At 64.3% G+C, this 14,411-nt stretch carries 13 protein-coding genes; 8 read left to right on the plus strand and 5 right to left on the minus strand.

The window, feature by feature from the left end; genetic code table 11:
* The first annotated feature begins 43 nt into the window (after positions 1-43).
* Positions 44-1,057 (plus strand): 3-deoxy-7-phosphoheptulonate synthase, encoded by a 1,014-nt coding sequence (aroF, locus tag OXM57_10555; protein MDE0353118.1) that lies wholly within the window; start codon positions 44-46, stop codon positions 1,055-1,057.
* Between the two features lie 16 nt (positions 1,058-1,073).
* Complete coding sequence (locus tag OXM57_10560) at positions 1,074-2,096, plus strand: prephenate dehydrogenase/arogenate dehydrogenase family protein (protein MDE0353119.1); 1,023 nt, start codon at positions 1,074-1,076, stop codon at positions 2,094-2,096.
* Between the two features lie 160 nt (positions 2,097-2,256).
* Here the strand turns inward: OXM57_10560 and OXM57_10565 are convergent, their stop codons facing one another.
* Positions 2,257-2,466, minus strand: a complete 210-nt coding sequence (locus tag OXM57_10565) for a type II toxin-antitoxin system HicB family antitoxin (GenBank protein ID MDE0353120.1) — start codon at positions 2,464-2,466, stop codon at positions 2,257-2,259.
* Positions 2,463-2,666: a type II toxin-antitoxin system HicA family toxin gene (locus tag OXM57_10570; protein ID MDE0353121.1), complete on the minus strand. Its 204-nt coding sequence runs from the start codon at positions 2,664-2,666 to the stop codon at positions 2,463-2,465. The genes OXM57_10565 and OXM57_10570 overlap by 4 nt, the downstream gene beginning before the upstream one ends.
* Before the next feature lie 234 nt (positions 2,667-2,900).
* Between OXM57_10570 and OXM57_10575 the strand changes: the two genes are divergently transcribed.
* Positions 2,901-4,613: an NAD+ synthase gene (locus OXM57_10575; GenBank protein MDE0353122.1), complete on the plus strand. Its 1,713-nt coding sequence runs from the start codon at positions 2,901-2,903 to the stop codon at positions 4,611-4,613.
* 115 nt (positions 4,614-4,728) lie between these two features.
* On the plus strand, positions 4,729-5,295 hold the full coding sequence (locus tag OXM57_10580) for a hypothetical protein (GenBank protein MDE0353123.1): 567 nt from the start codon (positions 4,729-4,731) through the stop codon (positions 5,293-5,295).
* 549 nt (positions 5,296-5,844) lie between these two features.
* On the opposite strand, the gene OXM57_10585 is transcribed toward OXM57_10580, so the two are convergent.
* The 3 genes from OXM57_10585 to OXM57_10595 are packed head-to-tail and all read right to left on the minus strand — an operon-like array spanning position 5,845 to position 9,235.
* Positions 5,845-6,618, minus strand: a complete 774-nt coding sequence (locus OXM57_10585) for an SDR family NAD(P)-dependent oxidoreductase (protein MDE0353124.1) — start codon at positions 6,616-6,618, stop codon at positions 5,845-5,847.
* Positions 6,615-8,900 (minus strand): hypothetical protein, encoded by a 2,286-nt coding sequence (locus OXM57_10590; GenBank protein MDE0353125.1) that lies wholly within the window; start codon positions 8,898-8,900, stop codon positions 6,615-6,617. The genes OXM57_10585 and OXM57_10590 overlap by 4 nt, the downstream gene beginning before the upstream one ends.
* The gene (locus tag OXM57_10595) at positions 8,897-9,235 is read right to left on the minus strand and encodes a hypothetical protein (GenBank protein MDE0353126.1); all 339 of its coding nucleotides are present in this window, start codon (positions 9,233-9,235) and stop codon (positions 8,897-8,899) included. Before OXM57_10595 ends, OXM57_10590 begins: the two co-directional genes overlap by 4 nt.
* 168 nt (positions 9,236-9,403) lie before the next feature.
* Here OXM57_10595 and OXM57_10600 point away from each other — a divergent pair, with 168 nt between their 5' ends.
* From OXM57_10600 to OXM57_10615, 4 genes are all read left to right on the plus strand, one after another.
* Positions 9,404-11,341 carry an ABC transporter substrate-binding protein gene (locus OXM57_10600; GenBank protein ID MDE0353127.1) on the plus strand — a complete coding sequence of 646 codons (1,938 nt, stop codon included), beginning with the start codon at positions 9,404-9,406 and terminating at the stop codon, positions 11,339-11,341.
* A 95-nt stretch (positions 11,342-11,436) separates the two neighbouring features.
* Entirely contained in the window at positions 11,437-12,447 is a 1,011-nt protein-coding gene (locus tag OXM57_10605; GenBank protein ID MDE0353128.1) for an ABC transporter ATP-binding protein, read from the plus strand.
* A complete protein-coding gene (locus OXM57_10610; protein MDE0353129.1) occupies positions 12,444-13,451 on the plus strand; it encodes an ATP-binding cassette domain-containing protein in 1,008 nt (335 codons plus the stop codon). The genes OXM57_10605 and OXM57_10610 overlap by 4 nt, the downstream gene beginning before the upstream one ends.
* On the plus strand, positions 13,448-14,395 hold the full coding sequence (locus OXM57_10615) for an ABC transporter permease (GenBank protein MDE0353130.1): 948 nt from the start codon (positions 13,448-13,450) through the stop codon (positions 14,393-14,395). The genes OXM57_10610 and OXM57_10615 overlap by 4 nt, the downstream gene beginning before the upstream one ends.
* Positions 14,396-14,411: the final 16 nt, after the last annotated feature.

Below are 14,411 nucleotides of genomic sequence, written 5' to 3' on the forward strand. Positions count from 1 at the left end.
CGATCGGGTCTATCCTCTCGGGATAACGCGCGGAGGATGTCAGATGATCATCGTCATGAAGTCGGGGGCTTCACAAGAACACATCGACAAGGTGGTGCGACGCCTGGTTGAGATCGGATGCGAAGCCCACATCTCGGTGGGACAGGTCCGTACTGTCATCGGGGCGATCGGGGATCGAGAGGTGATCCAGCAACAGCCGTGGCTGGCCATGCCCGGAGTGGAGCGGGCGGTACCGGTGCTGAAGCCGTACAAGTTCGTTTCCCGTGAGTTCCAGCCCGAGGACACGGTCATAAAGGTAAGAAGCGCCCAGATCGGAGGCGGGGTTTTCGCTCCGATCGCCGGTCCATGTGCGGTCGAGACCCGGGACCAGCTGTTCGAGACCGCCGAAGCGGTGCTCGAAGCGGGCGCCACCATCCTGCGGGGGGATGCCTTCAAGCCCCGGACTAGCCCCTTCTCCTTCCAGGGCCTGGCGGAGGACGGTCTTCAGCTCCTGACGGAGGCCCGTGAGGAGTTCGGCCTGCCGTTCGTCGCGGAGGTCCTTGACCCGCGGGAGGTGGACCTGGTCGCCGGCTACGCCGACATGTTGCGAATCGGCACCAGGAATATGGCGAACTTCGCGCTGCTCTCGGAAGTAGGCCGGGTCCACAAGCCGGTGCTGCTCAAGCGTGGGTTCACGGCCACTATCGATGAATGGCTCAACGCCGCCGAGTACATATACAAGGAAGGGAATCACGAAGTCGTCCTGGTGGAGCGGGGGATCCGGACCTTCGAGACCGCCACCCGGAACACGCTCGACATCTCGGCGGCGCCGGTCATCAAGCATATGTCCCACCTGCCGGTGATCATCGATCCCTCACACTCGTCAGGACGACGCCACCTGGTTGCCCCGCTGGCTCGTGCCGCCATAGCCGTGGGTTCCGATGGGTTCATCGTGGATGTGCATCCCAATCCCGAGACCGCTCAGGTCGACGGTGATCAGGCTTTGCTACCGGGCGAATTCGCCGAGCTGATGGACCAGATGCGAAACCTGGCCGCAGCTCTCGACGTCACCATATAGCTGACCAGAAGTCCGGATGCGTCGCGCCGCAATCTTCGGCACGGGGTTGATCGGGGCCTCGCTCGGCATGGCCCTGCGGCGGGTCGGCTGGACAGTCGCCGGGTGGGACCCCGACCCGACAGCGCTGGAAGTGGCAACCGAACGCGGCGCGGTAGATGACCCGTGCGAGCGGCGGGAGGACGCTCTGGAGGGATCGGACCTGGTGGTTCTGGCCGGTCCCCTCACCGCCACCCTCGAGACCCTGCCGGGCCTGCGCACCGACGCCTTGGTAACGGATGTGGCCGGTGTCAAGGGTCCGGTAGTCGATGCACGACCGGTGGGTTTGCGAATGGTGGCCGGGCATCCGATGGCGGGTCTCGAGCAGGCCGGTCCGGCCGCGGCCTCGCCCTCTCTCTTCAAAGGCGCCGCCTGGGTCATCTGTCCGGATAAGGCTGTTGCGGACGATGTCGAGACCCTGGAATCGATAGTCGAGTCGGTAGGCGCCATACCGTACCGGCTTCCGGCTGCCGAGCACGACCGGGTGGTGGCCGACATCTCGCACCTTCCCCAGGTACTCGCCGTCTCGTTGATCAACCTGATCACGCGCCAGGACCCGGCCGCGACACGCCTGGTGGCCGGTTCGTTCCGCGACCTGACCCGGGTGGCCGCCTCCGAGCCGCGCTGGTGGCCGGAGGTCCTGGCCGCCAACGAGGGCAACCTCAGCGACTCCATCGAACGGCTGATGAGCCTGCTCGAAGAGGTTCGTCAGGAGGTGGCGCATGGTGATTCCGGTCCGCTGACCGCCCGGATCGAAGAGGCCAGGAGCAGGCGGCAGGCCATGGCGCCCCCGGTGGTGAGGGTAGGAGTGGTGCTCCAGGACCGTCCGGGCGAGATCGCCAAGGTGGGGCGGGCACTGGAGCGGAGTGGCGTGGACGTCCGCGACCTCCAGCTCCGCCATGCCCTCCACGGGGGAGGCGGCATCCTGACGCTGTCCGTACGACCGGCGGAGGCGGACGTGCTACGCGCCGCGTTGCTGGAGGCGGACTTCTCGCTGGAGTAGTCGGCCCAAGGCAAACGAAGGTGGCTCTGGTCCGTTCACAGCGGCAGTTCTCGGCGGGCCTGTTCGAGGCCTTGCGCGGCCGGGGGCCTCGGGCATGGCTTTCCTCGGTGCGTTCCAGAAGTCCTGGGAGTGGTTGCGTCGAATGAGGTCGGGTAGCCCCTCAGGTGGAGACGAGATGGGCCGTGGCTTGGGGTTCCGGGACGAGGTCTCCATTCGCCCGGAGCATCTCGATGTGATAGCCGACGGCTTCACGGATCAGGGACTCCGTCTCCTCCAAGGTGTCGCCGGCGGCGATACATCCCGGCAGGTCCGGAACGTATGCGCCGTAGCCGTTGCCGGTTCGTTCGATGACCGCGATGTAGCTCGTCATAGGGACCCTTTCTCGAGGCCGGCTTGCTTGACGATGCTGGCTCTCATGTCCGGCGAGAGGTCTTTGCCCATGTGCCCGGCAATCGTAACGGTGCCTGGCTTGTCCGGGTGGTTGTACTGGCGGTGACTTCCGCGGGTCCGCACGAGGTACCAACCATCGCGCTTGACCACTCGGATCGCGTCTCTAACTTTCGGCGGCATATCCGAGCTCCCACGAGTGGTCTGCGAAGTTGAGTACATATCCGTACATTTGTTCATATGCTAAAATATGGGTGTGACATAAACAGACCGATACATTTCTTGATCGTTATATGATTTACAGAATCATGTCTTTGATGAGCACAGCTCTGGGACACCGCGGAGCCGCTGCCGGAAACCTGCCGACCAACCACGCAGAAGCTCCGGCTCCGTAGCGCCTCCTAGACTCCGCGGACTATGGAGACCATCCGGGTGGCCGGGGCTCAGATCAACCTCCGGGTCGGCGACCTCGCCTATAACGAAGGCCGGATTCGGGACGCGATGAACTGGGCGGAGGCAGAGGGCGCTGACGTACTGCTCCTGCCCGAACTGGCCATTCCCGGCTATCCACCCGAGGATCTGGTGATCCGAAAGGGTTTCGTGGACGCCAACCTGGGGGTGCTGGAGCGGCTCGCCGGCCATGCCGGGTCCACCGTCACGGTGGTGGGATTCGTGGATCGGGTACCGCCCGCCGGTCCGGTGTCCACCGGTCGTGACTCCTGTCCGGTAGCGAATGCAGCAGCCTTACTCCACCGAGGTCAGATCAAGGGGATCTACAACAAGGTTCTGTTACCCAACTACGGCGTGTTCGACGAGGAACGCTACTTCGTGGCCGGCTCCGCGCCGGGGGCGGTCTGGAACGTGGGCGGCGTGGTGGTGGGAGTCTCCATATGTGAGGACATTTGGGTGCCCGATGGACCACCCTCCGCTCAGGTCGCGGCGGGAGCCCGGCTGCTTCTCAACATCAACGGATCGCCCTTCCACGTCTCGAAGGACGCGGAGCGGGTTCGCCATATCGAACGGGAAGCTGTCAGCGCCCGGGTACCCGTGGTCTATCTCAATCTGGTGGGCGGGCAGGATGAGCTGGTCTTCGATGGCGGGTCGATCGTGATGGACGGGGAAGGTTCCATCCAGTACCGGGCCCAGCGCTTCGAGGAGGACCTGTTCGTGGTCGACGTCGAGGTGGGTGATCCGGCCGGCGAGCAGGCGGAGGCACCCGCAGCCCGGGCCGACTCGTTGCGCCAGGGTTCCGGACTCCGGTCCTCCGGCCCCGCTCCTGCCGCGGAACCCATCGAGCTCATCTACCGAGCGCTCGTGCTCGGGCTGGGCGACTACGTGAGGAAGAACGGCTTCTCGAAGGTGGTGGTGGGCCTCTCAGGAGGCATCGACTCGGCGCTGACGGCCGTGGTCGCCGTCGATGCGCTCGGTCGGGATTCGGTCCGGGGCGTCACGATGCCCTCCGAGTTCAGCTCCCAGGGATCGGTACGTGACTCCGAGGAGCTGGCGCGCCGGCTTGGAATCCGTCTTGATCGTATCGCCATCGGCGACCTGTTCGACGGATACCGGGACGCGCTCGAAGCCGTGTTCGCGAGCAGCGAGTTCGGGGTCGCGGAGGAGAACCTCCAGCCCCGGATCCGCGGCACCCTGCTGATGGGCATATCCAACAAGCACAACGAGATGGTCATCGCCACCGGAAACAAGTCCGAGATGGCGGTGGGCTATGCGACGCTGTACGGCGACATGGCGGGCGGCTATGCGGTGCTGAAGGATGTCTTCAAGACCACCGTCTACGAGCTGGCCGATTGGCGCAACCGCGCCCGAGAGGTGATCCCCGAAGAGATAATCCGGAAGCCGCCGTCCGCCGAACTGAGGCCCGGCCAACTCGATACCGATAGCCTCCCGCCCTACGAGGTGCTCGATCAGGTGCTCGCCGCCTACATCGAGGAGGATCGCTCCATCGATGCGATAGTGGATGCCGGGTTCGACCGGGACATCGTCACCCGGGTCGCGGCCATGGTGGATCGCAACGAGTACAAGCGGCGCCAATCCCCACCGGGAGTGAAGATAACCCCCAAGGCGTTCGGGCGGGATCGCCGCCTGCCGATCACCAACGGATGGCGGGGTGGTTGACCAGGTCTTTGCCCGGCATCGCATGGTCCGGGGGGTTCGAGTCGCCTAAGTGTGTCAATATCGCACCGGACAGGGTTAGCCTTTGGCTGGAAGGCGATCAGGGACTGATGCGATGATGGCTGTTCGAAGGGCCGTACCGGTTGTCGCGGTTGTCCTGGCGCTCGCCGCCTGCGGCGGGGATGACTCGACGTCCGAAACGACTGCGGCTCCGACAGGCGCATCGCCGACCACCAGCACCGCGGTCACCGAGATGGTGGAGACCGGTGCCGATACCTCCGTCACCGCGGTAACTGCCGCAGAGGACGCTGTCGAGCCGGAGGGTGAGGGCGACTCTCAGGAGGAGGGGCCGGACACGACCTTGCCACCGGCCATCCCACCGTACGAGGTGATACACCGTCTCATCGTCGATGATCGCACCACCCTCGTGATCCTGGTCGAGCCCGGCGCCTATTCCACCGTCCAGTTGGAGAACCTGGTCTACGACATCGTGGATACATATTCCCCCAATACGGCCATCGTCGTGGACGACCGGGCGGCCGCCGACCTGGCCATCGAGGACGATCTGACCACCGAGGAGCAGTCGACCCTCGACGATCGGACGTTTCTCCGGATCGAAAACGGAGTTGACGTCACGTTCCACGGGCCGTATGCCGATGCCGGGGGCATGACAGTCGGTAGCTAGCCAATCGTGGTCGGTCTGTGCGGCGGTCGGCGTGCTCTGGACCGCCATCGACGCCTCTGGCTGCGTCCTGCCTCCTCAACGTACCCTGCGGGTACGCCTTCGTCAGCAAGTCCTTGCCACAGACGCCGCTGGCGGCGCCATATCCCACCGCCACCCCACAGACTGACCACGGGACCCGCGATTACCTACGAACGCGCATAGCGTGAACACGCCCTAGTGTCCTGAGTCTTCGGCCACCGCGTTCCATGACCGCCGCCGCCGGACGCAGGCCGGCCGCGGGACAAAGGGGTTGAAAGCTTCACAAACCCGTCGCATACTGTCCGGCAGTCAGAAGCACCACCGGTTTCTGCTTTCGACGTCGAGGGGACCGGATCTGGGTTCAATTCGGGAGCGACCCCGGTTGGGGATGGCGGGACGCGCTCGGCCCGAAGGAGGTGGTGGCTGGGGGATGGGCCCGCCGGGGAGGGCGTGTTCGCGCGTTTTTCGCGTTCTCGATGCCTGGGGTGTGGGTAACGAGCTATCGAATCAGGACGGTAGTTCCAAGGACACCTAGTACATCGTCAGCGCGCCGCTCACGTTGATGGTGGCGCCACTGACGAAACTGGCGTGTTCGGAAGCCAGGAAGGCCACCACCCGGGCCAACTCCTCGGGTCGTCCCATCCGCCCCAGTGGGCATTGCTCGACTCCGGCCGCCACGATTTCGGGGGGAGCGTCAATGTGCTGCATGGGCGTGTCTACCTGCCCGGGCGCCACGCAGTTCACCAGAATGTCATGAGGACCGTAGGCCCGGGCAAACCCCCGGGTCATGGAGACCACGCCCCCCTTACTGGCCACGTAGATGTGGCTGCCATGCACCGGTCCGGTCAGCCAAGCTCCGGACGTGAAGTTGATGATGCGCCCCCCTCTGCCGGTGGCGATCATCGCCTCTCCAACCGCCTTGTTGAGAAAGAATGACCCCTTCAGGTTCACATCCAGCTGAGCGTCCCAGTCCTCCTCGGTCACATCTCCCAAATCCTTGCGCCTCAGGTACGCCGCCACATGAGCCAGCACCCACAGAGGGCCCAGCCTCGCTTCGATTCCGGCCACCATCGTCGGCATCGATCCGCTGTCAGCCAGATCGAAGACCAGCGGCAGATGTCTCCCGGGGTCCTCCAGTTCCGCCACCACCTCCCGCACCGTTTCCTGAACGTCCAATGCCGCCACCCGGGCGCCCAGGGTGGCCATGACCTGGGCGGTCGCCCTACCGATGCCGCTCGCCGCTCCGGTCACCAGCACTACCCGGTCTTGGAGACCTGCGCCGAGCGACCAATCCTGTGCAGTCATACCGGTCCCCATCCGTCGGCGGTTTCTTCGGACCCGAAGCCCGAGATCATTTCGGCGGGCATCTGGAAGGGCTCGGGATCGAGGAAGCGGTTGAGGACGTTACGGCTCACCGCCGCCACGTTGTTGTCGTAGCCCGCGGCGCTCAGACTCCCCGACCAGGCGATCGAGCCCACCGAGAACACCGCGCCACCTCCGGCGGTCTCGTAGAACACCATGTCGGCCCGGATGCGGTCGGGATCATCGGGATTGCTGGGCGGCAACGTATCGACCAGGGAGGTGACCATCAGGTCGTACAGGTTGGAGTGGCCCTCCGAAGAGGCGACCACCAGAGCATGCCGAGGGGTGCCCATGAGGGCGTCGGCACGGTCGATCTCGTATCCGGCCGCCCCGCCCATGAGCAAACCGAAGTCGCCGATGAGTTCGTCGTCCACTCCCTCGAAGATGAAGGCGGCGCGCTCATCCTGGGAAGCAGGAGTGCGCCGGTAGTAGGAGCACTCGTCGAATCCCTGGGTTATGAAACACACCCCCAGGAAGGTCTCGGGGGGACGGCCCGCCCAGGACCAGGTACCGGCGCGCTCCCCGGAGAACGAGAGATGCCCCTGGCTGACGTCGGCGGCCCACAGGCGGGGAGCGTCGGGCCGGCGCACCTCGACGATTCCCGAGCGGGTGGGGTGATAACCGGTCACCCAGTACCAGCCGTTGCCTCCCAGGTACATCATCCGCCCACCCTGCCTGACATGGTCCTCGGTGGCGTCGAACATCTGGGTGCTGAAGTATTCGGGATGGGAACTGGTGATGACCACCCGATAAGGCGCCAGGGCGGACAGGCCCTCGCGGTGCACATCCTCGTCGGTGATCACGTCGTAGTCGTACCCGTCCTCCTCGAGCCAGGAGACCAGCAGCATGTCCTGGCAGAACTTGTAGATGCGGCCCTTGGGGCGGAAATTGGTGACCGGGCGCCGCATCGAGGCATAGACGACGGTGCTCCCGTCGGTGTGGCTGTCGTAGGTGGAAGAGCCGATCTCGGGGAACCGGAGCATCAGCAGATCGGTGTCGTCCAGCACCGTCAACCGGCCGTGGATCAACTCGTTCCAGGGGAAGACGACCCGAAGCCTCAGGTTGGCGTAGGCGCCGTAGGTGGCGGTGGCGAGCAGCAGCACCGCGTCGGCCTCCCTGCCGGGAGTCGGCCGCACCACGAAGGGCACGTAGAACTCGGCGTCGTCGGCCCGAAGGCGAGCCGCATAGCATCCGCTCTTCCAGTCCTCGGGTACCACCAGCGTGAAACTGGTCCGCCACCGGGCGTCGTCGACGTCGTCGTCGTGAAAGTGGATGGCGCCGTACTGCTCGGTCCGCAGTTGCCAGTTGTCGGTCTCACCCGCCCAGTTGGAGCCTCCCACCGCGCGGGTGGGCAGGTTGACCGTCTCTCCGTGACGGCCGTTGCCCGACACGTCGGTGACCGAATCGGTGTCGATACCGACCGAGAGGTCCCAGTCTGCATGCGCTCCTCCCACCGGCGCCGGACCGGCCACCTGCGAAAGGAGGGAGATGTCCTCACCATCCAGCAGTCGGGCGTAGACCCGGGGCCTCTCGATCCGGCCATTGAAAGAGAGCACGGTGTGCTCAACGCCGCGGTCGTCCACGTCTCGGACGGCGCCTATGTGGAAGTGGCTTCCTCCCGATGCTCCGGGCGCCGCCCCCTCCATCCGCTCTCGGGATGACAGGGCGGATTCGAGGCGATGGGTCTCCATTCCCCAGGCGTGGAACTCCACCGTGCCGCCGTCAGGCTCATAGGTGACGGCCACCGCCGTCCAGCGGTGCTCCACCGGGGCAATCGAACTGGTGACGATGGCCGTGGACCCCCCACTTCCGACCGCCAGGGCAAGCGCCCCGTCCTCAAGGATCAGGCTGAGGCCCGAGTCGTCGGTGGGACTGTGGGTGCCCAGGATGCCCTGGCGACCCGCCGATGCCAGGGTGGGAAAGATGTTGGCGCTGAGGGTTACGCCCCCACCAAGGGGAAGACCCTCCGGCATCGGGACCCGCACCGCCGAGCCGGGATGGATGGGCTGCCACTCCGTTGGATAGTCACCGCAGACCTCGGTACCGAGTTCGATCTCGCAGAAGTCCGGACAGTCCTCGCCCAGACCCACCTCCGGAGCGATCAGCCGCACGATGTCCGCTCGGTAGGTCTCCGGACCCAGTGCGCTCACCTTGAACTCGATGGGCTCTCCGGGCCGCACGCTCTGGCGGTCCGCGTACCCCATGACCGCGGCCTTGACGCTCACGACTCCGCTCCCGGGTCGGCGCCGAACATCTCCTCCCAGCGGCGGCGGAACACGAAGTACTCGGCGTCTTCGATGGTGGTGAAGACGTGCTCGGGCAGAGTCTCGGTGGTCAATGGGTAGGTGTCGCTGAAACGGGCCAGCGTCCACTCCGAATGAGGGCCGGTCAGCTTCAGGAAGTACTTGCCGGTGATGGGACCGCCGCGCATGTATTCCAACAGCGCCTGCAGGTCGGGAGAGTGCTTGCCGAACGGCTGTCGCCGGAATTCCTCCCACAGATCGCGGCGGGAACCGTCGATGCCGGCAGGAAGTCTGGGGCGTTTCAGAAAGTCGGACATCTCTTACCATCCCATGGTACACATCTTTGGCGGATCCCCCTTTTCTGGGGAATTGCCACTTTGGTAGTTTTTTTCCCCTTTTTCGGGAGACGCAATCTGCATATTGCCTATCCTGACTCTCAGACGTCTTGTCGCGTACGGGCATAACGACGACAAAGGAGCATTCTGATGAAGAGACTGATCGCACTGCTGGCGGTCCTGGCCATGGTTGCGATGGCCTGTGGAGATGACACTTCGGAAGCTGATGCCGCCGCCGCGGCCGCGGCCGCAGCCGAAGCCGCCGCCGCGGCCGAAGCCGAAGCCGAAGCCCGCGCCGCGGCCGAAGCACAGGCAAGCGAAGCACAGGCGGCAGCCGACGCCGCCGCAGCCGACGCCGCGGCCGCGGCCGCGGAAGCTGCCGAAGCGCAAGCTGCCCTGGATGCGGCCAAGGCGGAACTGGAAGACACCAAGATGGCCGCCGAAGAAGGCGATGAAGCAGCCATGGAAGCGTTGGCTGAGGCCGAAGCGGCCGCAGCCGAAGCCGAAGCAATGGCAGCCGAAGCCGAAGCGGCCGCAGCCGAAGCCGAAGCAATGGTAGCCGAAGCCGAAGAGGCAGCGGCCATGGCCGAGAAGGAGTTGGAAGAGGCCGCAATGGCAGCGGAGATTCCCCGTGGTGGGACTCTCGTCATCGCCCAAACGGCCGATCCAAACCAAATGCATCCCAACCGGTACGGATCCACAGCTGGCCGCAACGTCGTCACCAACATGTATGAAACCCTGGTTGAGTTCGACCTGAACACCTACGAGATCAGGCCTTTGCTGGCCACTCACTGGAATGTCTCAGAAGACGGTCTGACGCATGAATTCCATATTCGTCCGGACGTGGTCTTTCACGACGGCTCGGATCTGGACGCCGTTGACGTTGTTCGCTCAATCGAACGCGCGCAGGAGCCCGGGGCGGGAAGGACAGCTTCCTTGCTGACTCGAGTCGCGGAAGTCGTAGCGACTGGCGACCTCACCGTGGAGGTTCGACTCTCAGAGCCGGATCGCATATTGCACAGCACGCTGATCGACGTGTATATATCGCCTGCCGAGGACATCGACTTGAACGCGACGCCTATCGGCACCGGCCCGTACAGGTTCGTCTCCTGGGAGAAAAACCAAAAGGTTGTCATAGAGCGCAACCCCGACTACTGGGGCGAGGCTTACCTGGACAGGATCGAGTACGTCACCGTTCCTGATGAGAGCGTCCAGTCGCTTCAGCTTCGATCCGGCGAGGTCCACATGCTGGCCCAGGGTCCGTTGCCCGAGTTGGCAGCCCTCAGCGAAGCGGGCATGGTAATCGCCAGTCCTCCATCGGGGAACACCGGCCTGTATCACTTCCACGTCAACACCCGCAGGGACATCTGGTCGAATCCCCTGGTGCGCCAGGCGGTCAGCATGGCGATTGATCGCCCTGCGCTGCAACGAACCCTGCTGGGCCACATGCAGGTTATTTCCAACCCCATGGAGAGCAACGCGCAGTTCTTCAACCCGGACGCGGCCTCATACAACGCTCCTGACGTCGAGGGAGCGAAGGCTGTTCTCGCGAGTGCGGGGTATGCCGACGGCTTCGACGGCGGGGAGATGATTGTCTGCGATACTGACCCAGAGCACACCTGGCTGGCCGAGGCCGTTCAGGAGCAGCTGAGATCCGGCTTGAACGTCCAGATCGAGCTGAACATCATGGACGTGGCGACCTATATCGACAGGACGCTCCCCACGCATACGAATGATCCTGACCAGCTTGGCCTGTACGACCTGGCCCAGTGCGCAATGGTGCCCAAGCCGGACGAGTATGACTTGCTGAACCATCCCTATAACAAGCTCTTCGTTGAGACCATGGGATGGATCGACCACAAGCCCGAGTTCTTCGAGTTGCTGGCCAGTGCCCGATCCATCGCCTCCAACACCGAGTACAAGGAAGCCATCTACCAGTTGCAGGTGTGGGCCATGGAGGAACAGCCCCAGATCGTCCTCGGAGGGCGACTGAACCCCATACCCCACAGTCCCGACGTGAAAGGCTTCATCTCGCACACACAAGGGACCCTCTACCTCACCAATGTCTACCTGGCAGACGGTGGCTAAGTCCCGCTAAAGGCAACTGAGGAAGGAGGGGACGTTCCGGCGTCCCCTCCCCTCCTCCCGCCCAAACCTCGCACAGCAAGGTATCTTCAATCTCGATGCAAGTTCCGTTGCTAACCGTCGAGAACCTCTCGGTCCGGTTCAATATGCCTGATCAGGTGATCAATGCCGTCAATGGCGTGAGCTTCTCCCTCAACACCGGGGAGACCCTCGGAATAGTCGGCGAGTCCGGATCCGGCAAGACGGTGACGGTGCTGAGCATCCTGGGACTCATCCCCAAACCCCCCGGGGAGATAACCGGTGGAAGGGCTCTCTTCGAGGGGCAGGACTTGTTGCCCCTGTCCACGGAAGCCCTCCGCTCGATCCGGGGACAGGAGATCTCCATGGTGTTCCAGGATCCCATGACCTCGCTGAACCCGGTTATCAAGGTGGGGGAGCAACTGCGGGAAGCTCTGTGGACCCACAATCCTTCCGATTCCAGGTCCAATCACCGCCGGCGCGGCGTCGAATTGCTGGACATGGTGGGGATCCCGCAGCCGGAACGGCGCTACAACCAGTTTCCCCACGAGTACTCAGGCGGTATGCGCCAGCGGGCCATGATCGCCATGGCCATGGCCAACCGGCCCAAGCTGCTGATCGCCGACGAGCCCACCACCGCCCTGGACGTGACCATCCAGGCGCAGGTGATCGAAACCCTCAAGGCAGCCCGCCAGGAGACGGGGGCGGCTTCCATCCTGATCACCCACGACCTGGGGCTGGTCTCCCAGATTGCCGACCGGGTGATAGTGATGTACGCCGGTCGGATCGTGGAGGAAGGGCGCATCGGCGACATCTTCTCCCGGCCACGGCACCCCTACACGATCGGACTGCTGGCTTCCATTCCTTCGACCACGCAAAGGAGGACGAAACTCTACTCCATTCCCGGCCAGCCTCCCGACATGGCCAACGTCCCCCCGGGATGCCCCTTCCATCCCCGGTGCGCCGTCGGAGGGGAGCGTTCGGTCTGCCGATCCGACTCCCCGCGGCTGGCCGAAGTGGGAACCCGACACCAGGCAGCCTGTCACTTCACCGAGGAGGCGGCATCCTGGCTCACCGGGAGAGCAACGTGAACACCGCCGCCGCCCAGAAGCCGATTCTCGACATCCGGGACATCACCACCAGTTACCACATCCGCCGCAGCGGCGCCCAGAAGGCCACCACCCTGGTGGCGGTGGAGGACGTCACCCTGTCCATCAAGCCCGGGGAGACTGTGGGGCTGGTGGGTGAGTCGGGGTGCGGCAAGTCCACCCTGGGAAGAACCATCATCCGACTGCTGGAGCCCTCGGCCGGAATGGTGAGTTTCGCGGGACAGGACATCACCCACTTCAATCACCAAGAGATGCGTCCCCTGCGCCAGGAGATGCAGATCGTCTTCCAGGATCCCTACGCCTCCCTGAATCCCCGGTTCAGAGTCCGCCAGATCCTGTACGAGCCCTTCCGGATCCATGGCATCTCCAAAGCGGTGGCCAGCCAAAAGATCCCCGAACTCCTGTCCCTGGTCCAGTTGCCACCCGACTCGCTGCGCCGGTTCCCCCACGAGTTCTCCGGCGGGCAGCGACAGCGGATCGCCATCGCCCGAGCCCTGGCTCTGGAGCCCTCTTTTCTGGTGCTGGACGAACCGGTGTCGGCGCTGGACGTCTCCATCCAGGCCCAGATTCTCAACTTGCTGGAGGACCTGCAAACCGAACTCGGCTTGGCGTATCTCTTCATCGCCCACGATCTATCGGTGGTGGGCCAAGTCTCCGATCGCGTGGCGGTCATGTACCTCGGCCGGATCGTGGAAGAAGGCCCCCGGGACGCGGTTTTCAACTCCCCCCAGCATCCCTACACGATCGCCCTCCTGTCGGCGATCCCCGACATCTCCGCCGCCCAGGGTCAACAGACCCGGGAGCGGATAATTCTCACCGGCGACCTGCCCAATCCCCTCGATCCGCCATCCGGCTGCCGCTTCCGCACCCGGTGCTGGCGAGGCGACCAACTCTGCGTCGACCAGGAACCACCATTGGCGCCTGTCTCCGACAGCTTGGTAGCCTGCCATTACCCGGGCCCCGAAGACTCCGGCGCCCGATCATGACCAGATACGTTGCCCGCCGCCTGTTGCACGGCATCCTGGTCATGTGGATCGTCTCGACCGCCGTGTTCGTGATCTTCCGGCTGGTCCCAGGCGACCCCGCCGCCATGACACTCGGCTTCGACGCCTCACCGGAGGACTACGAAGCACTCCGAGAGGAGTTGGGCCTCAACGACCCCATCCACGTCCAATACCTGCGCTGGATGGGGAACCTGGCCCGCGGCGACTTCGGGAAGTCGATTACTCACGGCTACGCCGAGGTGTCCAGCCTGGTCTTTCCCGCCTTGGGGAGAACCTTGGAACTGGCTGCTCTCTCCATACTCCTGGCCGTGATTGTGGCCGTGCCCCTGGGGATGATCTCGGCCATCCGGGAAGGGACATGGGTGGACCACATCGCCCGGGTGTTCACCACCCTGGGATTCAGCATGCCCACCTATGTGATGGGAATCGGCTTGCTCATCCTGCTGGCGGAAGTGTTCCCCCTTCTACCTCCCGGGGGGTACGTTCCCTTTGGAGAAGATCCCGTCAAGCACCTCAGTCAACTGATAATGCCGGTGCTCACCATCGCGTCGGTGACCGCCGCCCGGCTGACCCGGTTCATGAGAGCAGGGATGTTGGAAGTGCTCAGCGCCGACTACGTGCGCACCGCCCGCGCCAAGGGCCTGACGGAGCGTCGGGTCAACTACTGGCATGCCTTCCGGAACGCCGCCATCCCGCTGGTCACCGAGGTGGGCGTCAACTTCGGATTGCTGGTGGGAGGGATGGTGGTTATCGAGCAGATCTTCATTTGGCCGGGGTTGGGATGGCTTATGATCCAGTCCATCCTCACCCGGGCGTTCGACGTGGTTCAGATAGCCGTGCTGGTCTCGGCCGCCACCTTCGTGATCGTCAACCTGCTGGTGGACCTGACCTATTCCTGGCTCGACCCGAGGATCGCCCGTTCATGAGCGCACAAGGACCAAC

Source organism: bacterium (genome assembly GCA_028820935.1).
Lineage (GTDB): Bacteria > Actinomycetota > Acidimicrobiia > Spongiisociales > Spongiisociaceae > Spongiisocius.